Below are 26,434 nucleotides of genomic sequence, written 5' to 3' on the forward strand. Positions count from 1 at the left end.
CGGTCTCGCTATCGATTGCTCTTTCGTCTCGTTCCTAGCATCCGGATGTGGCGATACCAATGGTCTGCGCCCTGCGAAGTGCGACATTCCGGCCCCGCGGCTTTACTCAGCCGTCGCTCTGACCCTATCGTTTGCGCCGGCCTTGCGGACTGCGCAGGCCGAATCGCCCGGGAAGCGGCGAGGGGGAGGAAAAGGTCGCGATGAAAGACCCCGTGGACGTCCTGATCATCGGCGCCGGCGCTTCAGGCGCGGCGGTGGCGTGGTCGCTGGCCGAGACCAAGATGCACATTCTCTGCCTGGAGCAGGGCGGCTGGATGAACCCGGCGGAATATCCCAGCACGGGCCGGGACTGGGAAGCCAAGTTCTACGGCGAGTGGTCGTCGAGCCCGAACGTCCGCGGCCGGCCCGAGGACTATCCGATCAACGACGATAATTCGCCGATCAAGGTCGTCAACTACAATGCGGTCGGTGGCTCGACGGTGATGTACACCGCGCACTGGCCGCGGCTGCATCCCTCCGATTTCAAGGTGAAGACGCTCGACGGCGTCGCCGACGACTGGCCGATCGACTACGACGCGCTGACCCCGTTCTTCGAAGAGAACGACCGGATGATGGGCACGTCGGGGCTATCGGGCGATCCGCTCTCGCCGCTGACGCATCCGCCGATGCCGCAACAGCCGATGGGATTGTCCGGTGCGATCATCGGCAAGGCCATGAACAAGCTCGGCTGGCACTGGTGGCCGTCGGACACGACGGTCGCTACCATGGATTATGAGGGCCGGGCGCGCTGCATCAATCTCGGCCATTGCACGCCGGCCTGCGCGCAAGGCGCCAAATCCTCGACCGACATCACCTATTGGCCGCATGCGGTCCGCGCCGGTGTCGAGCTGCGCACCCATTGCCGGGTGCGCGAGATCACCACCGACGAGAACGGCATGGCCTCGGGCGTGGTCTATTACGACAAGGACGGTGTCGAGCAATTTCAGCCGGCGCATGTCGTCATCATCGCCTGCAACGGTGTCGGTACGCCGCGGCTGCTGCTGAACTCCGCGTCGGGCCGCTTTCCGAACGGACTTGCCAATTCGTCGGGTCTCGTCGGCAAGAACCTGATGTTCCATCCCTATGCGCAGATCTACGGCTATGTGAAGGAGCCGACCGATAGCAACCGCGCGCCACCGACCTGCCTGTGGAGCAAGGAATGGTATGACACCGACCTGTCGCGCGGCTTCGTGCGCGGCTACGGCGTCCAGTTCGTGCGCGGGGCAGGGCCGGTGTTCGAGGCCGTCGTCAGCGAGCAGAAGGGCATCCTGCCCTGGGGCGCCGATCATCACCGCGTCTTCCGCAAGCTCAACGGCCATCGCTTGGGTTTCTCCGCGATCTGCGAGGACCTGCCGGAAGAGCACAATCGCGTCACGCTCGATCCCGTCCTGAAGGACAGCCACGGCATTCCCGCGCCGAAGATCGACTACACGATCAGCGAGAACAGCCGGAAGATGATGGAGCACGCGCTGGCGCGCGGCCGGGAGGTGCTCGAGACCGCGGGGGCGACCGACATCTGCGTCAACTCGCCGATCCCGTGGGGCGGCTGGCACCTGCTCGGCACCGCGCGGATAGGCACCGACCCCGAACGCTCCGTCGTCAACGAATGGGGCCGCTCGCACGACGTGAAGAACCTCTTCATCGTCGACGGCAGCATCTTCGTCACCTCGGGCGGCGTCAACCCGACGTCCACCATCCAGGCCCTCGCGCTGTACATCGCCGGCCAGATGAAGCAGCGCCTCGCCAATTTGTTCGACTGAGGATTCTTATGACCGAACAGCTCACCCTCACGCCGCGACAGCGCCAGGATTTGCGCACCATCGCCGCGATGATCATTCCACCGAGCGAGGAATACCGGGTCCCCGGCGCCGATGACGAGATCATCCAGGCCGACATTCTTGCAACCCTCGGCCGCGACACGAGGCCGGTCGTGGCTGCGCTCGATCATCTGGCGCGGCTTGCCGGCATGCCGCTGGCGGACCTCGAGGCCGCCGCGCGCGATGGCGTCGCGCAGCAGTTCCGCAGCTCCGGCGGCGCGGCAACCCTCGTCCGCGTGGTGCTGCAATGCTACTACCGCGACGACCGCGTGCTGCGCTCGCTCGGGCTGGAGCTGCGCGCGCCGTTCCCGAAGGGCTATGTGCTCCCGGACGGCGACTGGTCTCTGCTCGATCCAGTGAAGGCGAGGGCGGGTACGCTGCGGCGGGCGCCCTAGCCACTTGGGCAGTCAATACCCGGCAGTCCAGCCTTGCGCCCCAGGAGGGTCCCTTGCGCGAGAGGGAACAGGCCACCATCTGTGTGAGCCTCAAGGACATTCGCCATGCTAGATTTGACCTCAGACATCGTCGATGACGGATCGTCATCGCGAACGGCGGCGGCTGCCCCGGACAATGACCGGGCCCTGCTGGACGCCTATTCCAATGCCGTGATCGACGTCACCGACCGCGTCGGCCCTGCCGTCGTGCGCGTCGAGACCGGGCCGAAAGTGCCGAACGGCCGCGAGCGCGGCGGGCTCGGCACGGGCATCGTGATCTCGCCGGACGGGCTCGTGCTCACCAACAGCCACGTGGTCGGCTCCGCCAAGGAGATCCGGCTGCGGGACGTCGAGGGCCATGTCGGCGACGCCCGCGTGCTCGGCGTCGATCCCGACACCGATCTTGCGCTGCTGCGCGCCAACGGCGTCCGCGACTTGCCCTATGCCGCGCTCGGCAACTCCAAGACACTGCGGCGCGGCCAGCTCGTGATCGCGATCGGCAATCCGCTCGGATTCGAATCGACCGTGACCGCCGGCGTGGTCTCGGCGCTGGGACGCTCGATCCGTTCGGTCAGCGGCCGTACCATCGAGGACGTCATCCAGACCGATGCCGCGCTCAATCCCGGCAATTCCGGCGGCCCGCTGGTGTCGTCGAATGCCGAGGTGATCGGCATCAACACGGCCATCATCAATGGCGCGCAAGGCATCTGCTTCGCGGTCGCCAGCAACACCGCCCAATTCGTGCTGGCGGAGATCATTCGTCACGGCTATGTCCGCCGCGCCTATATCGGCGTTGCCGGACAGACCGCGCCGGTTCCGCGGCGGCATGCCGTGCTGGCCGGCGTCGAGAACAAGATGGGCGCGCTCTTGATGCAGATCGAGCCGGATGGGCCGGCGGCGAAGGCGGGCCTGTTGCCCGGCGACGTCGTGATCAGGCTCGACGGCGTCGAGATCAACGGCGTCGACGATCTGATCCGCGTGCTCGACCGCGACCGGATCGGCCGGCGGCTCGCCATGGACGTGCTGCGGCTCGGCCGCCTGCGGGCGATCGACATCGACCCGATCGAGCGGAAGCCCGCCCGCTAGCTGCGAGCCCGCGGGCGAGGTATGACGATGTCATGCCTCGCCCCCGGAAACTTGCCGCATGATGCGGGCGCACGAGACTTACGACGTCATTGTCGTCGGCGCCGGTGCCGGCGGCATGACGGCGGCGGCCGTCGCGGCCGCCGAAGGCCTGAGTGTGCTTGTGATCGAGAAGACGGCCTTCGTCGGTGGCACCACGGCGTGGTCCGGCGGCATGGTCTGGATCCCTGCCAACCCGAAGATGAAGCAGGCGGGGCTGTCCGACAGCGTCACTGACGCCGTCCAGTATCTGTCGAGCACGGTCCCCGAGCCCGCCAATGCCGGCCTGCGCGCCGCCTTCCTCGCGCGCGGCCCCGAAGCGGTCGCCTGGCTCGAAGCCAAGACCGAGGTGCGGCTCCAGCCGGTGAAGACCTGTCCCGACTATTATCCGGAACGGCTGGGCGCGACATCAGGCGGGCGCGTGCTTGAGCCCGTGGCTTTCGACGGCACGCGGCTGGGCCGGGCTTTCGTGCGATTGCGGCCACCGCCGCCGGAGTTCACGCTGTTCGGCGGGATGATGGTCGATCAGCTCGACATTCCGCATCTGCGCCGGATCGGCAAATCGCTGCGTTCGACCCTGCGCGCGGCGCGGCTGGTCTCGGAATACATGTTGCAACGGCTACGTAGCCCGCGCGGCACGACGCTGCATCTCGGCAACGCGCTCGCTGCGCGGCTCTACGCCTCGCTGCTGGCGCGGCAGGTCGAGATCCTCTTCAGCGCGGATGTCGAGGACTTGTCGATGCAGGGCGATCGCGTCAGCGGCGTGGTGATCCGTCACGGCTCCCGCGACCGTGCGATCGCGGCGCGCCGCGGCGTGGTGCTGGCGGCCGGCGGCTTTTCGCACGATGCTGCTTTGCGTAAGCGGTTCTTTCCGCCTGCGGCCGGATTTGTCTCGGCGGCCAATGCATCAGGCACAGGCGACGGGCTTCGGCTCGCGGCGACGGCCGGGGCTGCGCTCAATACGGAGGCGACGAGCCCGGCCTATTGGGTGCCGGCCTCGCTGTTCCGGCGCGCAGACGGCAGCCGTGGCGTCTTTCCGCACATGGTGACCGATCGCGCCAAGCCCGGCGTGATCGCCGTCAACGCCGCGGGCCGGCGCTTCGTCAACGAGGCGCTGTCCTACCACGAGTTTGTGCTCGCCATGCTGCGCGACGGCCATGGCGAGCCCGATCGGCCGTTCTACCTGATCTGCGATCGTCGGTTTTTGTGGCGCTATGGCCTCGGCCGCATCAAGCCGTTTACCCTTAACGTTCGGCGCTATGTGGCAAGCGGTGAGTTGATCGAGGCTCCCGAGATAGCGCAGCTTGCGGCCAAGATCGGCATCCAGCCGTCCGTGCTCACAGCGACGGTCGCGAGCTACAACACCGACGCAAAGGAGGGGCGCGATCCCGAATTCGGCCGCGGAAGCACGATCTATCAGCGTCACCTCGGCGATATCAGGCACAAGCCCAACCCCTGCGTCGCGCCGATCCTTCGGGCGCCGTTCTTCGCGCTACGGATCTATCCGGCCGATCTCGGCACGGCGATCGGCATGAAGGTCGATGCGCAGGCCCGCGTGCTGCGAGGCGACGGCACGCCGATTGCGGGGCTCTATGCGTGTGGCAATGACATGGGCTCGATCATGAACGGCAACTATCCGAGCGCGGGGATCGCGCTCGGGCCGGCGCTGACGTTCGGGTATATCGCGGGGCGGCATCTGGCGGAGGGCGGGGTGACGGCCTTGGCACCAAGCGTCGCCACGACCTCGATCTAGCCGTCTCCACCGCTGTCATGCCCCGCGAAGGCGGGGCATCCAGTATTCCAGAGGCAGCGAGATGGACAACAACCGCCGCGGCGTACTGGATCGCCCGCCTTCGCGGGCGATGACGCCGCGTGTGTCGCGAGCGCGTCCCATATTCTCCGTCATTGCGAGCGCAGCGAAGCAATCCAGGCTGCCTCCCGCGGAGGGACTCTGGATTGCTTCGTCGCAAGGGCTCCTCGCAATGACGAGGAGAGGCTTTCGCCTTCCTGACCTCTACTCCGCTGCCGCCGCAAACCGGCTATTCTCGAGCTCCGCCTGCAGCCGTGCCGTCTCGGCCATCGCCTGCTTGATATTGCCTTCCTTGACGTGGCCGAAGCCGCGGATCGTCTCGGGCACGCGCGCGAGCCGTGCCAGCAGCGGGATCTGCGCCGCGTTCAGCCCGGCGATCCGCTGGTCGATCATCGCCAGATAATCCTCGATCAGCTTCCGCTCGGTCCTGCGCTCCTCGGTGCGGCCGAACGGATCGAACGCACCGCCGCGCAGGAACTTGAGCTTGGCCAGCACGCGGAAGGCGTGGATCATCCAGTCGCCGAATTCCTTCTTCTGGAGATGCCCGGTCGTCTTGTCGCGCTGCGCGAAGATCGGCGGGGCGAGGTAGAACTTCAGCGTGAAGTCCCCGTCGAATTTCTCCGACACCTTCTTGGCAAAGCTGCCGTCGGTATAGAGCCGCGCGACCTCGTACTCGTCCTTGTAGGACATCAGCTTGAACAGGTTCTTGGCCACGGCCTCGGTCAGCTCCGTGGACGCGGGCGAGGCCGCGCTCTCCGCCTTGCGCACCCTGGCGACGGCTGCGAGATAGCGGTCGGCATACGCCTTGTCCTGATAGCCGGTCAAAAACTCCGCGCGCGTTGCGATGATGTCGTCGAGCGATTTGCTCGGCGCGGACGCCCGGCTCTTGAACTGGAGCACGCTGCGGACCCGCGACATGTCGTGGGCGGCGAGGCGCCCCCAGGTGAAGGCGAGCTTGTTCATCTCGATCGCGGCGCCGTTGATCTCGATGGCGCGGAGCAGGGCCTCCAGCGACAGCGGGATCGCGCCCTTCTGGAAGGCGAAACCGAGCATGAAGGGATTGGTCGCGATCGAGTCGCCCATCAGGGCTGAGGCGATGCCTGTGGCGTCGATGATGTCGAGGTTCTTGTCGCCGACGGCGTCGCGCAGCACGGTCTGCATCGTACCCATCTCGAAATCGAGATCGGGATTTTGCACGAAACTCGCGGTCGGTTGCAGATCGGCGTTGATGTAGGCCTTGGTCACCCCGCGTTCGGCGCGGCTGAGCGCGGAGGGGCCGGCCGAGACGATCATGTCGCAGCCGAGGATGACGTCGGCGCCGCCGGTGGTGATGCGGACCGCGGAGATGTCCTCGGGCTTCGGTGCGATGCGGACATGGCTCATCACCGCGCCGTTCTTCTGCGACAGGCCGGTGAAGTCCAGCGCCGAGCAACCGCGGCCGTCGACATGGGCGGCCATGCCGAGCAGTGCGCCAATGGTGATGACGCCGGTGCCGCCGATGCCGGTGACGAGAATGTTGTAGGGACCGTCCAGCTCACGCGCAGGCGGCAGCGGCAAATCGGCGAACAACTGCCCCGAATCGACCGCGGAGGTCTTGACCCGCTTCAGCGAGCCGCCATGCACGGTGACGAAGCTCGGGCAAAAGCCTTCGACGCAGGAAAAGTCCTTGTTGCAGTTCGACTGGTCGATCTGGCGCTTGCGGCCGAATTCGGTCTCCAGCGGCTGCACCGAGACGCAGTTCGAGGCCTGCGAGCAGTCGCCGCAGCCTTCGCAGACCAGCTCGTTGATGAAGGCGCGCTTGGCGGGGTCGGGATAGAGCCCACGCTTGCGGCGGCGGCGCTTTTCGGCCGCGCAGGTCTGGTCATAGATGACGACCGTGAGGCCCTTGATGTCGCGCAGCTCGCGCTGCACGGCATCGAGCTCGCGGCGGTGATGGATCGTTGCGCCCTTTGGGAAGTAATTGCCCTCCGGGTACTTGCTCGGATCGTCGGAGACAATCGCGAGGCGCTTGACGCCCTCGGCCCAGACCTGGTGCGCGATCTGCGCGACGTTGAAGCCGCCTTCGGCCGGCTGGCCGCCGGTCATGGCGACGGCGTCGTTGTAGAGGATCTTGTAGGTGATGTTGATGCCGGCGACTGAAGCGGCACGAAGAGCGAGCAAGCCCGAGTGTGTATAGGTGCCGTCGCCGAGATTCTGAAAGATGTGCGTCTCGCTGGTGAAGGGAGATTGCCCGATCCAGTTCACGCCCTCGGCGCCCATATGCGAGATCAAATCGGTGCGGCGGGTCGGCATGCTCAGGGCCATGCCGTGGCAGCCGATGCCGGCCATGGCGCGGCTGCCCTCGGGCACGCGGGTCGAGGAATTGTGCGGGCAGCCCGAGCAGAAGAACGGCGTGCGCGCGAGCTTGATCGGCGCGCTGGCCGTGACGGGATTGTCGAACGCCTCGAGCCGCGCGAGGCGCTGCTCCAGCACCGGGCTGTGATGGCCGAGCTTGCGCAGCCGCGCCACCAGCGCTGACGCCACGATGGTCGGCGTCAGCTCGCCCTCGCTCGGCAGCAGCGGCGCGCCGCGCTCGTCGCGCTTTCCGGTGACGGTCGGGCGCCTGGACGCGTCGATATTGTAGAGGATGCGCATCAGCTGGTCTTCGATGAAGCCGCGCTTCTCCTCGACCACCAGCACATCCTGAAGTCCTTCGGCGAAGCGCTTGGCTCCGCTTTCCTCCAGCGGCCAGGTCAGCGCGACCTTGTAGATGCGCAGGCCCAGGTCCTGCGCGTCCTTGTCGGTAGTCCCTAGGTCGGCGAGCGCCTGGCGCAGATCGAGATAGGCCTTGCCGGTCGCGACAATGCCGAGTCGCGCGGGCTTTGAATCCAGCACGATGCGATCGAGCTGGTTGGCGCGGGCAAAGGCCTGCACTGCGGCCATCTTCGGGCCGAACAGGCGTCTCTCGGCGTCCAGCGGCGGATCGGGCCAGCGGATGTTGAGGCCGCCGGGCGGCATCTCGAAATCGTCGGGCAGCCTGATCTGGATGCGTTCGGGATCGCTATCAATCGACGCCGAACTTTCCGCGGTCTCGCTGATCGCCTTGAAGCCGACCCAGCAGCCGGAGAAGCGCGACAGCGCAAAACCGTAGAGGCCGAGGTCGAGATAGTCCTGCAGCGTTGCCGGATTGATCACGGGAATCAGCGCTGCCGCGAACACCTGTTCGCTCTGATGCGCCAGCGTCGAGGACTGGCAGCCGTGGTCGTCGCCTGCGAGCGCCAGCACGCCGCCATTGAGCGAGGTGCCGGCCGCATTGGCGTGCTTCAGCGCATCCACCGAGCGGTCGACGCCGGGGCCCTTGCCGTACCAGATACCGAACACACCATCGACCTTGGCGCCGGGAAACAGGCCGACCTGCTGGCTGCCCCAGACCGCGGTAGCAGCCAGGTCCTCGTTCAGGCCGGGGACGAAGGCGATGTCGTGCTGCTGGAGGTGCGACTTCGCGCGCCACAGCGCGTGGTCGTACATGCCGAGCGGGGAACCGCGATAGCCCGAGATGAAGCCGCCGGTGTTGAGCCCCTGAAGCCGGTCGCGTTCGCGCTGCAACATGGGCAATCGAACCAGGGCCTGCGTGCCGGACAGGAAGATCCGCTTCGATTCGAGCCGGTATTTATCGTCCAGCTCGACCTGCATCAGCGTCATTTCGGAAGTCCTTATTGTCCTGGTCGGGCGGGGGATTTTGCGCCGCGGGAGGCTTGCGGCTGTGCGAAGCGGGAGATCGCAGTCAAGAGCATGGGCCGGCGAAGTCAATATCGCTGGCCGCATCCGTGGCGCTCCTGCTAGTCATGGCTTGCTTGCGGAGGACACCATGACGGCAAACGCATTCGACACCGAGATCACCGAGACGGCCGAGGCCTTGATCGGGCCGTGGCGCCAGCCGCGTCAGATGCTTCACGCGCAGGTCTACGATGCGCACGCTTCGATCCATGACGACGCCACCGCGCAAAAGCTCGGCTTCAAGGGCGGCACCATCGAAGGCCCGACGCATTTCAGCCAGTTCGCGCCGCTCGGCGTACGGCTGTGGGGACAGGCCTGGTTCGAGAGCGGCTGTCTTTCCGCGCATTATCGCAACGCCTGCTTCGAAGGCGAGGAGGTGCAAGCGATCCTGTCGAAACCTCTAGCCGGTGCGAGCCAGTGCCAGATCCAGATGGTCAAGCGCGACGGCACCGAAGTGCTGCGCGGCACGGTCTCGGTCGGCGAACCGCACGTGGCGACCGCGCTCGAGTCTCGCCTCACCGAGCTCAAGCCGCTCGCCGATCCCGTGATCCTGCGCGAGGTGAAGATCGCGCAGACCAGCAAGCGGCAAGCTGTGCGCATGGCGTTCGACCAGGCCATGGGCGACCTCTATCCGTTCTCGCTCCGGCAGAAGCTCGCCGTCATCACCGAGAGCTCGCCGTATTATTCCAGTGTCGACAACCCATGGCGCAAGCCGATCATCCCGATGGAGATGCTGAGCGTGCTGTTCCAGTACCGCTCCAAGGACGATCCGTTGCCGGCCAAGGGCCCGGCGGTCGGCTTGTTCGCCGACCAGGAGATCAGGCTGGTGAAGGGGCCGCTCTTCGTCGACGACGCGTATGAGGTGGAGCGCGAGGTGGTCGCGCTCTCCGGCAGCCGCCGCACCGAAAGCGCCTGGGTCAAGACGCGCGTGTTCGACAAGACGGGCACGATGGTGGCCACCATGCTGCTCAACATGGCGACGCTGAAGGATTCCTATGCGCCGTATGAGGACGAGTATCGGCGGCTGTATGGGGCGGGGCGGTAGTTTCTTGTCGTCATTCCGGGGCGGCGCGAAGAGTCGAGCCCGGAATCCATTTCGCCTCATGTATCGCGGCCCGATGGATTCCGGGCTCGCGCTACGCGCGCCCCGGAATGACAGCGGAGTCCGCTCATCCTTTAAGCAACTGCACGTCGCAAAGCCGTCGCACAGGGAATAAGCAGCCGCCAGCTGCTGACGTAACCTTCTGACAGCACAACGAATTCCCTCGCAGCCTGTGCCCCACCGCTATTGTACACAATGGCACGGCGTTTGCAGAACTCCTGGCAAAGAGAGTTCTCGCGGGGGCCTTGAGTCATGTTGAACTCGACCAAGCCGACATTGGGCGTCATCAGCGCCGAGCCCGAGCCGATCAGGCTCGACTGGCCCGCCACCGCGCTTCTCATCATCGACATGCAGCGCGATTTCATGGAGCCCGGCGGCTTCGGCGAGACGCTCGGCAACGACGTCAGCCAGCTTGCGCGTGCGGTGAAGCCGATCGGCGCGGTGCTGAAGGCGGCGCGCGACACCGGCATGCTGGTGATCCACACCCGCGAGGGCCATCTGCCCGATCTCTCCGATGCGCCGCCGGCGAAGGTCGAGCGCGGCGCCCCGTCCTTGCGCATCGGCGATCCCGGCCCGATGGGGCGCATTCTCATTCGCGGCGAGGCCGGTCACGACATCATTCCCGAGCTCTATCCGCTCGACAGCGAAGTCGTGATCGACAAGCCGGGCAAAGGCGCCTTCTACGCCACCGAGCTCACCGACGTGCTGGAGAAATACGGCATCGAAAATCTGCTGGTGTGCGGCGTCACCACTGAAGTGTGCGTCAACACCACCGTGCGCGAGGCCAATGACCGCGGCTATCGCTGCGTCGTCATCTCGGACGGCTGCGCATCCTACTTTCCCGAGTTTCACGAGATGGGCCTGAAAATGATCAAGGCCCAGGGCGGCATCTTCGGCTGGGTCGCGGACTCAGCCGCAGTACTGGAGGCGATGAAGATTTCCACTTCAGCTTAGGGGCATCACCATGAGCACAATGACGGGGACGGCCGGCAAATCCGATCTGAACACGTCCGGGTTCAAGCCGGCACTATGGACATCGGGCGACTGGAACGCGTTTTTCGGCTTCGGCACCAACATCCTCGTCAACATGCTGGTGCTCACGGGCCTGTTGCGCTTCGTGCTGAAGATGCCTGACAGCCTCGTGTTCGGCCGCATCCTGCCCGCGCTCGGGCTGATGATGTGCCTGTCGACCTTCTATTACGCCTACCTCGCCTATCGTCTGGCACAGAAGACCGGCCGCAACGATGTCTGCGCGCTGCCCTCGGGCGTCAGCGTGCCGCACATGTTCATCGTCACCTTCGTGATCATGCTGCCGATCACGATCAAGACCGGCGATCCGCTCAAGGGCTGGTCGGCTGGCCTCGTCTGGGTGTTCTTCCAGAGTTTTATTCTCATGATCGGCGGCTTCATCGCGCCGTTCATTCGCAAGATCACGCCGCGCGCGGCGCTGCTCGGCACGCTCGCCGGCGTCTCCGTCACCTTCATCTCGATGCGCCCGGCGTTAGAGATGTACATGACGCCGCAGATTGGTCTCGTCTGCTTCGCCATCATCCTGGTGAGCTGGTTCGGCGGCGTGAAATATTGGCGCGGCATTCCGGCGGGTCTCGTCGCCATCGCGGCCGGCATGATCATCGCCTGGGGCTCGAATCTGTTCGGTCTCGGCCTCGGCGGGTTGAGCATCGCGGGCGTCGGCGCAGCGTTCGCCAATTTCGGCTTCTCGGTGCCGATCCCGGCGGTGGGCTACGTCTTCTCCGGCTTCGAATTCCTCGGCGTCATCCTGGTCACGGCCATTCCATTCGGTATCTATGACCTCGTCGAGGCCATGGACAATGTCGAGAGCGCGGAAGCCGCCGGTGACGAGTACCCGACCACGCGCGTGCTCACCGCCGACGGCGTTGTCAGCCTGATCGGCTGCCTGATGGGCAATCCCTTCATCAACGCCGTCTATATCGGTCATCCCGGTTGGAAGGCGATGGGCGGCCGCATCGGCTATTCGGCGGCGACCGGCATCATGGTGGTCGTGCTGGCCTGGTTCGGCATCATCTCGGTGCTGCTGGCGCTGGTGCCTGTCGTCGCGATCTCGCCGATCCTGCTCTACATCGGCATGCTCATCGGCGCGCAAGCGTTCCAGACCACGCCGGTCAAGCATGCGCCGGCGATCGTGCTGGCGCTGACGCCGCATCTGGCCGCCTGGGCCAAGCTCCAGATCGACACGATGCTGGGCTCGACCATGATGGCGGCGACCAGCGTCGGCGGGCTGGCCGCCGACAAGGCCGACGCGGTCAAGGCGGCCGCGATCGCCGCGCTGCCACAGCAGGGCGTGTTCTACCACGGGCTCGAAGTCATGGGCGGCGGCTCCATCCTCGGCGGCCTCATCCTCGGCGCGATCGGTGTCTTCATCATCGAGCGCGACTTCGAGAAGGCTTCCGCTTTCGCGCTGGTCGGCGCGGTGCTGACCTATTTCGGCTTCATGCATGGCGAGGCCGTCGGCATCGGCGGCGGCTTCGGCGTCACGCCCGCGGTCGCGTTCGCCTATGCCGTGATGGCTGCCGGCCTGTTCGCGGCCAGCAAGCTGGGCACCACCGAGCACTATGCCGCGCATCCGGAGATGCATGCCGCGCCGGCGGAATAGGTCGTCGCCAGCAATTATCGCGGCCGGGTGGCGCAAGGTCGCCCGGCCGCCAATTTTCAAGCCACGCCCAGGTCGGACAGGATATTGGCCCCCGCGCGAACCTCGTGGCTGGATCCCTCGAAGTCCTCGCCAATGGGCTCGCACGCACCGCCCAGATGCCGTGCAAAGAACGCCTCGGCAATCGCGATGTAGGACAGCTGATTGGCTGGCTTCTGGAAGCCGTGCCCCTCGTCGGGGTAGACGATGTAGGTCACCGGAATGTTCTTGGCCTGCATGGCGGCGACGATGGTGTCGCTTTCCGCGATCTTGCACCGGACGTCGTTGGCGCCATGAAAGATCAGCATGGGCTTCTTGATGTTGTCGACCTTGTTGATCGGTGAGCGCTCGGCGAGCAGCTTGCGGCCCTCCTCAGTGCGCGGATCACCGTAGCTGCGATACATGAACTCCGCGAAACCGGCCCAATAGGGTGGCATCGATTCCAGCAGCGTTTGCAGATTGGAGATGCCGACCACCGGCACCGAACAACAGAACACCTCTGGCGTGAAGGTTGCGGCGATGAATGAGGCCAGTCCGCCGTAGGACACGCCGAAGATCGCGACCTTGTCCTTTTGCGCGATGCCTTCGCCAATAGCCCAATCGACAATGTCGATGAGGTCGTCATGCATCTTTCGCGCATGCTCCTTTTCGCTCGCGGCAACGAACGCCTTGCCGAAGCCCGTCGATCCCCGATAGTTGACCGAAAGGACGGCGTAGCCGCGATCGGCCAGCCACTGGTGATCCCTGCGATAGCCGTAGATGTCACGCCCCCATGGACCACCGTGGACGATGAGGACCATCGGCAGCGGACGAGGCGGGCGGTCGGCCTCGATCTCCGCCGGCAGGGTCAGGTAGGAGACGAGGGTAAAGCCGTCGCGCGACTTGCCTTGCACAGCCTGCATTGGTGCCAGGCGATAAGGCTTGAGTTCGGGCCGCGCCGTGAACAGCTCGGTGATGGTCTGCTTGTCGCGGTCGAGAAGATGATATGTGGCGGGCTGATCCGCCGTGTGGCTCGTCACGATCCACCGGCGATCGTCATCACTTTGGCTTTCGACATGGAACGCGTGGCCAGGAAGCCGCGCCTTGATCAGATCGAGCTCGCTTGCAACCGCTGGCGTCAAAGCCGTCCATTCCTGCCGGCCGGGGTCGATGCAGACCGCTTTCGGTTCGAGGGTCCGGGCATTGAATATGGCGTCCGTCACGTCGGCGCGGTCGCTTTTGAACAGGACACGCTCCTCACCGGTTGACCAGTTGATCCGCAGAAGCGCCGATTTGTCGTGCTCCAGGCTCGAGCTCATGTGGAGGTGGTTGCATCCGGCGTCGAACGCCCAGAGCCGTGTGCTCGTGTAGGCTTCGTACGGGACGTCGCGCCAATGCGTGACCTTCTGCTCGTCGATGCGCCAAAAGCGTGTGCCTCCGTCGGGCGCGTTGCTGTGGGCGTGGCGCGGCTTGAGCCGCCAGTCGAGTCCCACGAAATGGAATTCCTGGCGATTCTCCCAAACCAGTGTGCGCTCGCCGGTTGCGAGGTCGAGCAGGAACGTATCGTGCCATCGCACGTCGCGATCGTTGAGGCTGATCGCGATCTTGTCGGGGACAATGTGCGACCAGTGCGTCGGCAGCGCACGGACATTGGCGAAGGGCGTGAGATCCCGGAGTTCCGAACTGCGGGGATCGACAACGAACAGGTGCAGATTTTCATCCCCGTTCTCATCGTTGAGAAACATGATGTAGCGACCGTCCGGACTCCAATTCTGCCAGTTGATCGGTCTGCCCCTGGTGCGCGTCACGGGCTGGCCTGCCGTAATGCTGTCGACCGGGGATACCCAGATGTTCAGAACGCCGTCGACCGGGGCGAGCCAGGACAGCAATTGTCCATCCGGCGATAATTTGGCGCCGACGTAGGTCGGATTACCAAACAGCTTCCGGCGCGGGATCAGGGGACGAGCTGACATCTGGCGTCTCTCTGGCGTTTCGTACGCAGGATGCGACTTTCACACTGAGCAATGCTACGAACCGTAGCATATGTGCGCGCAAACCGTGCGTCAACTCCAAGTAGAATGTGGGCGAGTCGTCCAGCCGTTTCTTTCCGGACCGCACCTGGCGGGTCAGCCGAGCCGGACAATCCACTCGCGAAACAGTTCCGGCCCGGCTTCGACTGCTGCTGCAAGATCGTGCAAGCGGGAGTCGCGCGCCGTGCGTGGCGAGTAGCCGAAATGCTGCCGGAAGCTGCGGCTGAAATGGGCCTGGCTCACGAAGCCGAATTCAGCGGCGATCTCTGCATTCCAGCGATCTTCATCGGCGTCATCAAGCAGCACATGGATCGCTTCGAGTCGCCGCCCGCGAATGTAATCGGCGACGCCCGCGAGCGGCGCGAAGACCCGATAGAGCACCGAGCGCGACACGCCGATCTCGCGGCAGATGGTCGCCACCGAAAGGTCGGAGCGGCCCAGATTCTGGTCGATAGAGCGGCTGGCGCGGTGAAGGATGGCGATGTCACGCCGGGCAAGCCCATGCTCGCGCGGCCGGGCGGCCACGCTAAAGCATCCGCGCAGCAGGTCGAGCGTCGTCCGGACCGCATCGGGCGCGTCGTTCTCGTCCATCGCCGGAAGCCTGCGCCGCAGGAGCGCCATATGATCGGCGAGAACGCGGCCGGCGGCGCCGTCAAGGACGAGGCCGTGCAGGTCGAGGCCGTCGGGCGCGGCACTGACGATCGGATCGCGCTCGACGTCGAGGCTGATGGTGTCGGTCGCCGTGGCGGTGCCGTCGAAGGGGCGGGTCAGATCGAGCACCAGCACCTGGCCGGGACCGGCCGAGATCGGCTCGCCGTCGACTTCGCCGCTCCAGGCGCCGCGCCGGAGCAGCAGCAGCGCGAATGAATTGCGGCCATCGGCCTTGGCCAGCGCGGCGGAGCGGGTGAAGCGCACCGGCCCCATCCGGGTGGATGCAGTGACCAGTCCCCCGAGCAACCAGGCCTCGGCCAGGACCTCGAAGTCGTCCCGGTCCGTGCCCTCGGGGACTGTCACGTCGTAGTGCGTGAGAATCGCGCGGTAGTGGTCGAGCCGCTCGGCGGCAGGCAACTCCGCGGTGTCGAAGCGCAGATACGGAATCTTCGTCATGCCAGGCCGCTCCCTCGGGCAGTTGGTCTGCAAATTGGGACGATCAGGCAAGTTTCCGCACCGTCGAACCGCAGTCTCCGGACATGAATATTCATATTATTGCGCGCGGGCCAGACGTGTGTGTTTCGCGGCTCGGACAATTTGCAATGACGTGAAGGTGAGCGATGTACGAGCGGGGGTTGAATCTTGCGGCGCGGTTGGCCGAGGGCCGGATCGGCGAGCGGACCGGACGAACGGGCAGGAGGGCGGCGTGGCGGCGCACGCGGCCGGCGACGATTTGTGCAGCGGCGGCAATCGTGCTCGGCGCCTTGCTCGATCCTCCATCCGCTCAGGCGCAGTTCGTCTGCGTCGACGCCAGCAACAGCACCGGCGGCGCAGGCGCAGGCTCTGCCGGAAGTACGGCGTGCGGCGCCGGCAGCACGGCCGGCGGCCCATCCAGCTCGGCCTATGGGTCGTCCAGCAACGCGTTTGGCAATTTCAGCCTTGCCGCGGGCGCCCTGAGCCAGGCGACCAACGAGCAAAGCGTCGCGCTGGGTTACGGCGCCAACGCGGGCGGTCGATACACCTCCGCCACCGGGGCGCAGAGCGCGGCCTACGGCTATGAGAGCTCCGCCTACGGCTACGTGAGCAACGCGAGCGGCGACTTTGCCGTTGCCGTCGGCTCCAACAGCAGTGCTGCCGGCTGGATATCCACGGCGGTGGGGACGAGCTCCCATGCCACCGCCGACTACGCCACCGCATCCGGCGGCTGGAGCACCGCGACCGGCATGTCCAGCTCGGCGTACGGAAACAGCAGCTATGCGGCCGGCGACAGTTCGCTGGCCGTCGGTGCGTGGGCGATTGCCAATGCAGGCAGCACGAACGGGACGGCGGTCGGCTCCAACAGTGTGGTGACCGGCGCCAACAGCACCGCGGTCGGCGCGAACAACAGCGTCACCGGCAGCAACAGCGGTGCGTTCGGCACCCGTCAGGTCGTCCGCGGCAATGGCAGCTTCGCCATCGGCGACCCCAACACCGTGAACGGCAATGGCAGCTTCGTGCTGGGCGACAACAACACGATCAACGGTGCCAACCAGACCGGCCGGGGCGACAACGTCAACGTGGTCGGCTCCAACAACACCGTAGCCGGCACCGCGAGCGCGGCCGGCTCCTCCGTGTTCGGCTCCGGCAACGCCGTCAACGCGCCCAACGCACTGGTGATGGCGAACACGGCCACCGTGACCGGGTCAGGCGGCATCGCGATCGGCAACACCGTATCGGTCGCAGGCGCCAACGCCGTCGCCGTCGGCAACAACACCAGCGCCGGCTTCACCAACTCCGCCGCGATCGGCAACGGCGCCACAGCGACGCGCGCCAATCAGCAGGCGTTTGGCACGGCAGGCAACACCTACACCATGGCCGGCATCACCTCGTCGGCAAGCAAGGCCGCGCAAGGCGGCGCGACGCAGCTTGTCACGTCCGACGGCGCCGGCAATCTCGCGACCACCACGCTCGCCAATCTCGGCCTGGCCTCGACGACCGATCTCAGCGCCATCAATGCGCAGCTCGCCAGCATCAACGGCCGGCTCGACGACCTCAGCGCGCGGACCAGCAAGGCGACCAGCGGCGTCGCCATGGCCTTTGCCATGGCCGGCGTGCCGACGCTGCTGCCGGACGAGACCTTCGCCATGACGATGAACTACGGGACCTTCGAGCGAGCCAACGGTCTCGCCTTCAATGCGGCGCTGCGCCTCAATCGGAACATGCAGTTCAACGGCGGCATCGGCTACGGGCCGGACGAGAAGGTCGCCGGCGGACGTGTGGGCCTGCGCGTGGGCTGGTGAGCCCACCAGGATCGCATCTCCACGATTGGCGGCGTCGGGTGGATCACCCGCCCTTGACGGCGCCCGCGGTGAGCCCGGCCACGATCTGCCGCTGCGCAAACACCGTCAGCAGCAGCACCGGAAGGGTGACGATCAGCGCGGCAGCCGCGAGCGGCCCCCAGCTCAACTGGTCGAACGAGATCATGTTGTAGACGGCGACGGGCAGGGTGCGCGTCTCGCGTCCGGCCAGCACGATGCCGAAGACGAAGTTGTTCCAGGAGAAGATGATGGCGAGGATGAAGGCGACCGCGATCCCCGGCTTGGCGATCGGCAGGGCGACGTGGCGAAACACCTGCCAGCGCGTGGCGCCGTCGATCCGCGCGGCTTCCTCCAGCTCGAGCGGCGTCGTCTCGAAATAGCCGATCATGATCCAGATCACGATCGGCACCGTCACCACGAGATGGATGATGATCTGCGGCACCAGCGTGCCGAGCAGTCCGAGCCACTGGAACAGCAGGAACAGCGGGATCAGGTAGGACAGGCCGGGCGTGATGCGCGCGATCAGGATCACGATCGCGGATTTGTGCGCGGCCATGCGCGCGATGCCGTAGCCGGCGGGGACGCCGACGATCAACGCCAGCGCGGTCGCACTGCCGGTGACGACCAGGCTGTTGACGAAATAGGTCAGGAAGCGGTTGGAGGCGAGCACGTCGGCATAGTTCTTCCAGGCGATACGCTCGGGGAAGAACACCGGCGGGTAGGCGGCGTTGTCGATCTCAAATTTGAGCGACAGCGACAGCATCCAGAGGAAGAACAGGATTGCCGGCGACACGATGACGAACACCGAAAGCCACAGGCCGATCTTGCCGATGATCTGACGAGGTGTCATGCGCCACTCGCGATTTCGGTCCACACCATGCGCTGGCGGGCGTAGAGCATCACAGCCGCAAGCAGGATGATCAGCAGGAAGAACACCACCGCGATCGCCGAGCCGTAGCCGAGGTCGTAATAGGTGAAGGCGACGCTGTAGAGATAGATGTTGATGGTCTCCGACGCCGAGCCGGGTCCTCCTTGCGTGATCGCGAAGATGATGTCGAAACTCTTCACCGCGTCGATCATGCGGATCATGCCGGCGATGAACAGGAACGGCATGATTAGCGGCAGCGTGATGAAGCGGAACACCTGCCACAGATTGGCGCCGTCGATCTGCGCGCTCTCATAGGGCTCGGTCGGAATTGCAGCGAGGCCGCCGAGCACGATCAGCATCACGAGCGGCGTCCATTGCCAGGTCTCGACCAGCACCAGCGAGGGGATGACGGTTGCGGGATGAAACACCCAGAGCTGCGCGGGTATCCCGACCAGCGACAACAGGTAGTTCAGCACGCCGAGCTGCGGGTGGAACATCATGGTCCAGACCAGCGCGATGGCGACCGGCGTCGCCATCATCGGCATGATGAAGACGCCGCGCAGGAAGCCGCGGCCGGCGAATTTCTGGTGGAACACCACGGCTGCGAACGTGCCGAGCACCAGCGGCAGCAGCACCGACAGCGCGGTGTAGACTATGGTGTGGCCCACCGCCTCGATGAAGCGCGGATCGCTGGTCAGCCGCAGATAGTTGGAGATCCCGACGAACGTGGTCGGCGAGCCGACCTTCCACTCGTTCAGGCTCATCCAGATGGTGAAGACCCACGGGAAGATGATGATGGCGAGCACGACGACCAGCGCCGGCACCACGAACGGCCAGTAGGACGGCGGCCGCAACTCTTTCTCCGGCGCGGCAGCAGACTGTGCCGCGGCCGGAGTCGATTGTGTCAGCGCACTCACGTCTTTTCGCTACGCTCCAGGATCGGCCGAAACTGGTCGTGGGCCTTTTTCAGCTCTGTGGCGGGGTCGGTACCTGTGATGGTCGAGGTAACTGCGGCGCCGACAAGATCGCGGAATTCGGCGACCGGGATGATCACGGGCAGGCCCAGCTTGCTGATCTTGGCGGAATCGATCACCGATTGCAGCCACTCCTTGGGCATCTTCACGCCGCTCTGGACTTCAGCGTCGTTCAGGATCGAGTTGCGGAACGGCACGCCGCCGCCGGCCTGCAGCAGCCGCGCGCCCTGCTTCTTCGAGACCGCCCACTGGCAGAGCAGATAGGCGGCTTCCTTGTTCTTGCTCGCCGCGGCAATGCCGAGGCCGTCGCCGTAGGTGGCTGAATATTGTCCCTTCGGTCCGGCAGGCACGACGGTGTAGCCGACCTTGCCGACGACGCGCGAGGCGGCCGGATCCTCCAGCGGCGGCGCCCAGCCGACGCCGTCGATCCACATTGCGGAGCGCCCTTGCGTGAACGAAGCCATCGACTCCATCCAGTTGAAGCCAACGACGCCGGGCGGAGCGACCTTCGTCAGCAGCGTCTGGTAGATTTTTGTCGCCTCGATTGCTTCCGGACCGTCGGTCAGGATGTTACCTTTGGCGTCGAGGAATTCGCCTCCGCAATTGAGGAAGAAGTTCGTCCACAACGTCATGTTGGCGTTGCGCAAGCCCCGTCCGACGAAACCGTAGGTCCCTTCCTTGGGATCGGTCAGCTTCTCGGCGGCCGCGATCATCTCGTCGAAGGTTTTCGGGACAGCGACGCCCTTCTTCTGGAATAGCTCCTTGTTGTAGTAGAGGATGAAATAGTCGACCGACCAGGGCAGCGACAGCATCTGGCCCTTGTCGTTCTTGGCATATTGCAGGCCGGCGGCCGAGAAGTCGCTCTCGACGAGATCGGGCGCGGTCAGTGTCGGATCCTTCATGAACGGCGTCATGTCGGCGAGCCAGCCGGCTTTCTCGAACTGCCGCTTCTGTACGTGATAGCTCATGTGCACGACGTCGAAGCTCGGCCGGCCCGAGGTGAGCTCGATCACGACCTTCTGGCGCTGCTGCTGCTCGGGGATCTGCTCCGATTCGACCTGGATGCCGGTGAGATCGGTGAACTCCTTGATGTTCTTTTGCAGGTTGTCGCCGCGCGGACCCTTGGCGAGGATCACCTCCAGCTTGGTCCCGGCGTATTTCTTCCAGTTGACCTCGGCGCGCGCCGGCAATCCGGTCAGGCTGAGCGCGCCAGCCGCTGCGGTGCCCGTCAAGAGCGTACGGCGCGAGATTCTGTAGTCGACCACTTCAAGTCCTCCCTGTGACTCATCGTCTTTGGGAGGGGATACTAGCGACCGTGCCGCGCCTGCCTAGTCCTAATTCGAAGGAATCAAGGCCGCACGGCCGGTGTTTCCATCGGCAGGCCGCGCGCCCGCGACATCAAAAAGAGCTCGAGCGCGACGAGCTCCGGTGCGCCGTAGTCGTAGGCCTGGGCGCGGACGCCGGACATGCAGCTGCGCAGACGCCGCTCCAGCGACCCCAGCGTCTGCCATTCCAGCCGATACAGCGGATAGCCGGTCGGCTGTCCCTGCGTGATCGGCGCACCGGCGAGATGCTTGTCAAAGTTGTCGTCGTGGCAATTGGTGCAGGCAAGGTTGAGCTGGCCCTCGCGCTGCATGAAGAGGTCGCGGCCCTGTTCGACGAACGGCTTGACTTGCGGATCCTCGCCAGCCGTGATCGCGACACCGCGCGACTGGTGGGCGACGAAGGCGGACAGCGCCAGCAGGTCGCGGCTCTCGTAGGGGAGCGGCGTTGCCTGCTGATGATTGGCGCGGCAGAGATTGATGCGTTGATCGAGTGTGACAGGGCGCCCCTGTGCTTTGTAGAAAGCGGGATAGCGCGCCGCTACGCCCTTCATGCTGCCTCGCGCATCGCCGTGGCAATCCGCGCAGGCCTTCTCCGCGCTGCCGGTCTTCTTCGTCCACAGTGTTTCGCCGTCGAGCACGAACAGCATGCCCGGATTGGACGTGTCGTCATCCTGCATGGCACGCGTGTCCGGCCCCATGAAAGCGTAGCCGGACCGGCGCGCCTCGGGCGCAATCTCGCCGGCGAGCAGGGCGGGGCCCGTGGAGAGCATTATCGCCACCGCCACCGCTATCGCGCGCCAGGAATTCATTCGACCGTGATCGATGCCGTCGCGGTGGACGAATAGCCGTTGTCGCCGGTCCATTCGAACTCGAACTTGCCGCTCTCCTTCGCGACCGTGAAGAACGAAAGGTATGGGTTCGCGGCGATCGCCGGAAACAGGTCGGCGCGAAAGATCTCGGCACCGTTGTAGCGGCAGGTGAAGCTCGTGATGATGTCGCGCGGCACGAGCCGGCCGTCGGCGGTGTGGCGAAAGCCGGTTTCCATGATGTGCGAGGTCAGCGTGCGGATTTCGATGATGTCGCCGCGCTTGGCCTTTGCCGGTACGTTGATCAGCGCGGCCATCAGTTCAGCTCCTCGGTGCAGGCCGCCAGCGTAACGACGATGTCGGCGGTGACCTGCCAGAACGTGTCGTCGGAGAGACGGGCGATTGCGACCACCTTCTGGGTGTCGGCCAGCCTGATCCTCGTCGAGACCTGGGCGCGGCCGGAGGAGGGGCCGAGATGGAAATTGCCGATGTTCGGCTGCGGGTTCTTCTCGTTGAAGACGTGGATGCTCTTGACGTAGTCGTCAGGCGTCATCGGGCTTGCGACGCTCACGGTCATCGGCACGGTGTTGCCGTTCTCGACCAGTGGCGGAATGTCGAGCTTCACCCTGCCGGTGCGAATCTGGGCTTCACCTACGACGTTGCGGACCGCCGCGCTGAGCATCGCGGGCGTCGCCTCCAGCGGCCGCAGCGTGACGAGCGGGATCGTCCCGGCGGCGGTGATGCCGCCGGCAAGGCTCAGGAATTGTCGTCGCGTGGTTGGCATGAGCAGTCCTAGTCCCGAAGCGTTGCAAGATAGGCCACGATGTCCTCGATCTCCGCCGCCGATAATACCGGTTTGCCGGCGAAATTGCGTCCGACGCGGACGAGGCCGTCATTGCGATAATGGGACGGCATGATGGTCTCCGCGTTGAAGCGCGAGGCATCGACTAGACGAAGCCGCAACTGGCTCACCGACCACCGGTTCCCGGCGCCGGTCAGATCGGGCGCGAGGTCGCCCTGGAACCGCGTTTCGGGGAAGGGGCCGGAATGGCAGAGGATGCAGGTCGTCGTGCGCGCCAGCACCAGTGCGCGTCCGCGCGCGGCATCGCCGGGCGTGCCGGTGAGCGAAGCCGGAATGCCGTCGCCGACGATCTTGTAGGGCGCGAGCTCCTCGGCGCCTGCTCCGCAGGCGAAGGCAAGGCCGACGGCGATCATCGCTGCGATATGGACGGTCAATCTAGCCAAAGGTGTCCGCCGTGATGGTTTGAAACCAACGCTCGGCTTCGGTCGCCTCGCGGGTGCGCAGCTCGCGCGGGGCGTCGACCGGGCTGGTCGCGCCGCCCTCGACCTCGGCAAAGATATCGCCTCTGGGCTGGTAGTTGCCGGCGAGCGAGAAGCCGTAACCGGGCGCGACCGTGGTGTAGCAGACACCGGTAAGCCGCGGCGCCTCCGGGGCGCGGCCTGCGAGCAGGCTGACGATCGCTGCGGCGCAGGCCTTGCCTTGCGCGCTCGCAGCCGACGCCGATTTGGGAATGCCGCCGCCGAGGCAGGCATCGCCGATGACGTGGACGTTTCGGATGAGCTTCGACTCGAAAGTGATTGGATCGATCGGGCACCAGCCGGTCGCATCCGCCGCGCCCGCGATCTGGGCGACGTGGCCGGCGCGCTGCGGCGGGATGACGTTGGCGACGTCAGGGGTGTAGTTGCCGAACTCGGTGACGATGGTCTTCGTCGAAGCGTCAACGGAGGTCACGCGGCCGCCTTGCGACAGCGCGATGCGTTCGATCATGTCGCCGTAAAGCTCCTTCCAGGCCTTCTCGAACAGCCGCTGCTGCGAGAAATTGTCCTTGGCATCGAGGACCAGCACCTTCGAGCGCGGCTTCTTCGTCTTCAGGTAATGCGCGATCAGGCTGGCGCGCTCGTAGGGCGCCGGCGGACAGCGCGAGGGATTGGCGGGGATTGCAATGGCGACCGTGCCACCGTCGTCCATCGCCTCCAACTGCCTGCGCAGCAGCAGCGTCTGCGCGCCGGCCTTCCAGGCATGCGGCATTTTTTCCGACGCCGGGTCGTCGTAGCCGGGCAGGGATTCGACGTGGAAGTCGATGCCGGGCGAGAGCACGAGGCGGTCGTAAAAGAACGAGGTGCTGTCTTCGACAGTGACGCTTTGTTGCTGAGGGTCGATCTTCGTCGCGGTCTCGCTGACGACAAAGACGCCGTTGGCGGCGAGCTTGTCATAGCTGAATTGCTGGAGTTGGATGTCGCGTAGACCCGCGATCACCTCGTTGCTGAACGGGCAGGCGGTGAACACCCTGTTCGCGTCGATCAGCGTGACGTCGAGTGACGCATTGGCCCGCTTCAATGCTCGCGCGCAGGCCGCACCGCCAAAGCCGCCGCCGACCACGACCACGAGGCCCGCGGACCGCGCCCTTGAAATCGATGGCCGCGCCAGCGTTGCGGCTGCCGCGGTGATGCCGAGCACGGCATTCCGCCGTGTCACCGGGCGCGTACTCATTGGGATCATCCAGGCAAAATGACGCGGCGGCCGTCGTGGCCGCCGCGGCTTCTCTCAGGCGAAGGTGATGTTCTGGTCGCGCAGCGGCACGGAGCGGATGCGCTTGCCGGTCGCGGCGAAGTACGCGTTGAGCACCGCCGGCGCCGCAACGCCGATGGTCGGCTCGCCGACACCGCCCCAGAACCCGCCGCTCGGCACCATCACCGATTCCACCTTCGGCATCTCGTTGATGCGCATCGAATTGTAGGTGTCGAAGTTGGTTTGCTCGATCTTGCCGTCCTTGACGGTGCAGCCGCCGTAGAACAGCGCGGACAGGCCATAGACGAAGGAGCCCGCGATCTGCCGTTCCACCTGCGCCGGATTGACGACGTAGCCGGGGTCGGTGGAGGCGACGATGCGATGCACCTTGATCTTGCTGCCGTCGGTCACCGAGATCTCGGCGGCGCCGGCGACGTAGCTGCCATAGCCCATGACCTGCGCGATGCCGCGATAGACGCCCTGCGGCGCCGGCTTGCTCCAGCCGATCTTCTCGGCCACGGCATTGAGCACCGCCAGGTGCTTGGGGTGATTGCCCATCAGCTTGCGGCGGAATTCGAGCGGGTCCTGGCCTGCGGCATCGGCCAGCTCGTCCATGAAGCATTCCATGTAGATCGCGTTGTGATTGACGTTGACGCCGCGCCAGAAGCCGGGCGGAACGTGCGGGTTGCGCATCGCATGCTCGATCAGCAGGTTCGGCACCGAATAGCCGAACGCGGCCTCGCCGGATTGGGCGACACCCTGGAATGCGGCCGGATCCATTCCGTTCTGGAGCGCCTCGGGGCGGAGCGAGAACAGGATCGACTGTCCCGACAGGCGGTAGTGCAGTGCGACCAGATTGTTGTCGGCGTCGAACGCGCCGGTCATCTTGCACTGGGTGATCGGGTGATACCTGCCGTGCGCCATGTCCTCTTCGCGCGACCACAACAGCTTGATCGGCGTGCCCGGCATCTGCTTGGCGATCATGACCGCCTGGCGGACGTAGTCGGTCTGGCCGCGTCGGCCGAAGCCGCCGCCAGGCATCACCTTGTGCACGTCGCACTTCTCCGCCGGCAGGCCGGAGGCCTCCAGCACCGCCGCGAAGGCCGCCTCGCCATTCTGCGTGCCGCACCAGACCTCGCATTTGTCCGCCGTGTAGAGCGCGGTGGCGTTCATCGGCTCCATCGTGGCGTGGTTCTGGTAAGGGTAGTTGTAGACCGCTTCGACCTTCCTGGCGGCGCCGGCAATTGCTGCCTTCACGTCGCCGTTCTTATTGCCGACGTAAGCCGGCTGCTCGTTGTCAAGCCCTTCCGCCAGCCACTTAGCGATCGACTCGCTGGAGACCTTGGCGTTGTCGCCCTCGTCCCAGACGATCGGCAGCGCTTCCAGGGCGGTCTTGGCGTGCCACCAGGTGTCGGCAACGACCGCGACCGCCGTATCGCCGACCTTGACGACCTTCTTGACGCCTTTCATGCCCGCGATCTTGGCTTCGTCATAGCTCTTCAGCTTGCCGCCGAACACCGGGCAGTCCTTGATCGCGGCGTTCAGCATGCCCGGTACCTTGACGTCGATGCCGTAGACCATCGTGCCGGTGGTCTTGTCGGCGGTGTCGAGGCGCAGCACGCCCTTGCCGACCAGCTTCCAGTCCTTCGGGTCCTTCAGCTTGACGTCGGCCGGCGGCGTCAGCCTCGCCGCGGCCTCGGCGACCTTGCCGTAGGTCGTGGTTCGGCCCGTCGGCGTATGGGTGATGACGCTCCTCGCGGCCGTGCATTCGGAGGCCGGCACCTTCCACGAATCGGCGGCGGCCTGGATCAGCATCACGCGCGCGGTGGCGCCGCCCTTGCGGACATAGTCCTGCGAGGAGCGGATGCCGCGGCTGCCGCCGGTCGAGAAATCACCCCAGACGCGCTTGCGGGCGACGCTCTGGCCGGGGGTCGGATATTCGGTCGTGACCTTCGACCAGTCGCATTCGAGCTCCTCGGCGACGAGCTGGGCGAGGCCTGTCAGCGAGCCCTGGCCCATCTCGGAGCGGGCGATGCGGATCACCACGGTGTCGTCGGGCCTGACCACGACCCAGGCGCCGATCTCGGGCGAGCCGTCGGCGGCGCGCACCACGGCGGGACCGCCGAAGGGAAGGTCGAGGCCGATTGCGAGGCCCGCGCCGACCGCGGCGCTGCCGATGACGAAGGCGCGACGGTTCATCTTGGGAGAGACGTGCTTGTTCATGGG

20 protein-coding genes are annotated in these 26,434 nt (G+C 65.6%); 8 read left to right on the top strand and 12 right to left on the bottom strand.

The window, feature by feature from the left end; translation table 11 throughout:
- Positions 1–200: 200 nt before the first annotated feature.
- The 4 genes from XI08_RS34055 to XI08_RS34070 all read left to right on the top strand — a co-directional run bounded on the left by XI08_RS34055 (position 201) and on the right by XI08_RS34070 (position 5,165).
- Entirely contained in the window at positions 201–1,799 is a 1,599-nt protein-coding gene (locus XI08_RS34055) for a GMC family oxidoreductase (RefSeq protein ID WP_271577756.1), read from the top strand.
- 8 nt (positions 1,800–1,807) lie between these two features.
- Positions 1,808–2,251 (top strand): hypothetical protein, encoded by a 444-nt coding sequence (locus tag XI08_RS34060; RefSeq protein WP_271577757.1) that lies wholly within the window; start codon positions 1,808–1,810, stop codon positions 2,249–2,251.
- 105 nt (positions 2,252–2,356) lie between these two features.
- Positions 2,357–3,376 (top strand): S1C family serine protease, encoded by a 1,020-nt coding sequence (locus tag XI08_RS34065; protein WP_271577758.1) that lies wholly within the window; start codon positions 2,357–2,359, stop codon positions 3,374–3,376.
- Positions 3,377–3,434: 58 nt separating this feature from the next.
- A complete protein-coding gene (locus tag XI08_RS34070) occupies positions 3,435–5,165 on the top strand; it encodes an FAD-dependent oxidoreductase (RefSeq protein ID WP_271577759.1) in 1,731 nt (576 codons plus the stop codon).
- Between the two features lie 261 nt (positions 5,166–5,426).
- Here the strand turns inward: XI08_RS34070 and XI08_RS34075 are convergent, their stop codons facing one another.
- Positions 5,427–8,903: an indolepyruvate ferredoxin oxidoreductase family protein gene (locus XI08_RS34075; protein ID WP_271577760.1), complete on the bottom strand. Its 3,477-nt coding sequence runs from the start codon at positions 8,901–8,903 to the stop codon at positions 5,427–5,429.
- A 166-nt stretch (positions 8,904–9,069) separates the two neighbouring features.
- On the opposite strand from XI08_RS34075, the gene XI08_RS34080 reads away from it, so the two are divergent.
- The 3 genes from XI08_RS34080 to XI08_RS34090 all read left to right on the top strand — a co-directional run bounded on the left by XI08_RS34080 (position 9,070) and on the right by XI08_RS34090 (position 12,712).
- Positions 9,070–10,023: a hypothetical protein gene (locus XI08_RS34080; RefSeq protein ID WP_271577761.1), complete on the top strand. Its 954-nt coding sequence runs from the start codon at positions 9,070–9,072 to the stop codon at positions 10,021–10,023.
- A 309-nt stretch (positions 10,024–10,332) separates the two neighbouring features.
- On the top strand, positions 10,333–11,034 hold the full coding sequence (locus tag XI08_RS34085) for a cysteine hydrolase family protein (RefSeq protein ID WP_027546369.1): 702 nt from the start codon (positions 10,333–10,335) through the stop codon (positions 11,032–11,034).
- Between the two features lie 10 nt (positions 11,035–11,044).
- Positions 11,045–12,712: a regulator gene (locus XI08_RS34090; RefSeq protein ID WP_271577762.1), complete on the top strand. Its 1,668-nt coding sequence runs from the start codon at positions 11,045–11,047 to the stop codon at positions 12,710–12,712.
- Between the two features lie 56 nt (positions 12,713–12,768).
- Here the strand turns inward: XI08_RS34090 and XI08_RS34095 are convergent, their stop codons facing one another.
- The gene (locus XI08_RS34095) at positions 12,769–14,700 is read right to left on the bottom strand and encodes a S9 family peptidase (RefSeq protein WP_271577763.1); all 1,932 of its coding nucleotides are present in this window, start codon (positions 14,698–14,700) and stop codon (positions 12,769–12,771) included.
- 153 nt (positions 14,701–14,853) lie between these two features.
- A complete protein-coding gene (locus XI08_RS34100; protein ID WP_271577764.1) occupies positions 14,854–15,864 on the bottom strand; it encodes a helix-turn-helix domain-containing protein in 1,011 nt (336 codons plus the stop codon).
- A gap of 296 nt (positions 15,865–16,160) precedes the next feature.
- Between XI08_RS34100 and XI08_RS34105 the strand changes: the two genes are divergently transcribed.
- Complete coding sequence (locus XI08_RS34105) at positions 16,161–17,687, top strand: hypothetical protein (RefSeq protein ID WP_271577765.1); 1,527 nt, start codon at positions 16,161–16,163, stop codon at positions 17,685–17,687.
- Positions 17,688–17,730: 43 nt separating this feature from the next.
- Here XI08_RS34105 and XI08_RS34110 read toward each other — a convergent pair whose 3' ends face one another.
- The 9 genes from XI08_RS34110 to XI08_RS34150 form a co-directional block, all read right to left on the bottom strand.
- Positions 17,731–18,555, bottom strand: coding sequence for a carbohydrate ABC transporter permease (locus tag XI08_RS34110; RefSeq protein ID WP_167771243.1), 825 nt, complete (start codon positions 18,553–18,555; stop codon positions 17,731–17,733).
- Positions 18,552–19,490, bottom strand: coding sequence for a carbohydrate ABC transporter permease (locus XI08_RS34115; protein ID WP_271577766.1), 939 nt, complete (start codon positions 19,488–19,490; stop codon positions 18,552–18,554). Before XI08_RS34115 ends, XI08_RS34110 begins: the two co-directional genes overlap by 4 nt.
- Positions 19,487–20,812 carry an ABC transporter substrate-binding protein gene (locus XI08_RS34120; protein WP_271577767.1) on the bottom strand — a complete coding sequence of 442 codons (1,326 nt, stop codon included), beginning with the start codon at positions 20,810–20,812 and terminating at the stop codon, positions 19,487–19,489. Before XI08_RS34120 ends, XI08_RS34115 begins: the two co-directional genes overlap by 4 nt.
- Positions 20,813–20,895: 83 nt before the next feature.
- Positions 20,896–21,681, bottom strand: coding sequence for a sulfur oxidation c-type cytochrome SoxA (gene soxA / locus XI08_RS34125; RefSeq protein WP_271577768.1), 786 nt, complete (start codon positions 21,679–21,681; stop codon positions 20,896–20,898).
- Positions 21,678–21,995: a thiosulfate oxidation carrier complex protein SoxZ gene (gene soxZ / locus XI08_RS34130; RefSeq protein WP_271577769.1), complete on the bottom strand. Its 318-nt coding sequence runs from the start codon at positions 21,993–21,995 to the stop codon at positions 21,678–21,680. Before soxZ ends, soxA begins: the two co-directional genes overlap by 4 nt.
- Positions 21,995–22,462, bottom strand: coding sequence for a SoxY-related AACIE arm protein (locus XI08_RS34135; protein ID WP_271577770.1), 468 nt, complete (start codon positions 22,460–22,462; stop codon positions 21,995–21,997). The genes soxZ and XI08_RS34135 overlap by 1 nt, the downstream gene beginning before the upstream one ends.
- An 8-nt stretch (positions 22,463–22,470) precedes the next feature.
- On the bottom strand, positions 22,471–22,923 hold the full coding sequence (soxX, locus tag XI08_RS34140) for a sulfur oxidation c-type cytochrome SoxX (RefSeq protein WP_271577771.1): 453 nt from the start codon (positions 22,921–22,923) through the stop codon (positions 22,471–22,473).
- Entirely contained in the window at positions 22,916–24,199 is a 1,284-nt protein-coding gene (locus XI08_RS34145) for an NAD(P)/FAD-dependent oxidoreductase (protein ID WP_271577772.1), read from the bottom strand. The genes soxX and XI08_RS34145 overlap by 8 nt, the downstream gene beginning before the upstream one ends.
- Positions 24,200–24,244: 45 nt before the next feature.
- The gene (locus XI08_RS34150; protein WP_271577773.1) at positions 24,245–26,431 is read right to left on the bottom strand and encodes a xanthine dehydrogenase family protein molybdopterin-binding subunit; all 2,187 of its coding nucleotides are present in this window, start codon (positions 26,429–26,431) and stop codon (positions 24,245–24,247) included.
- Between the last annotated feature and the right edge of the window lie 3 nt (positions 26,432–26,434).

The organism is Bradyrhizobium sp. CCBAU 11361 (assembly GCF_028128935.1).
In the GTDB taxonomy this organism is placed as follows: Bacteria; Pseudomonadota; Alphaproteobacteria; order Rhizobiales; family Xanthobacteraceae; genus Bradyrhizobium; species Bradyrhizobium niftali.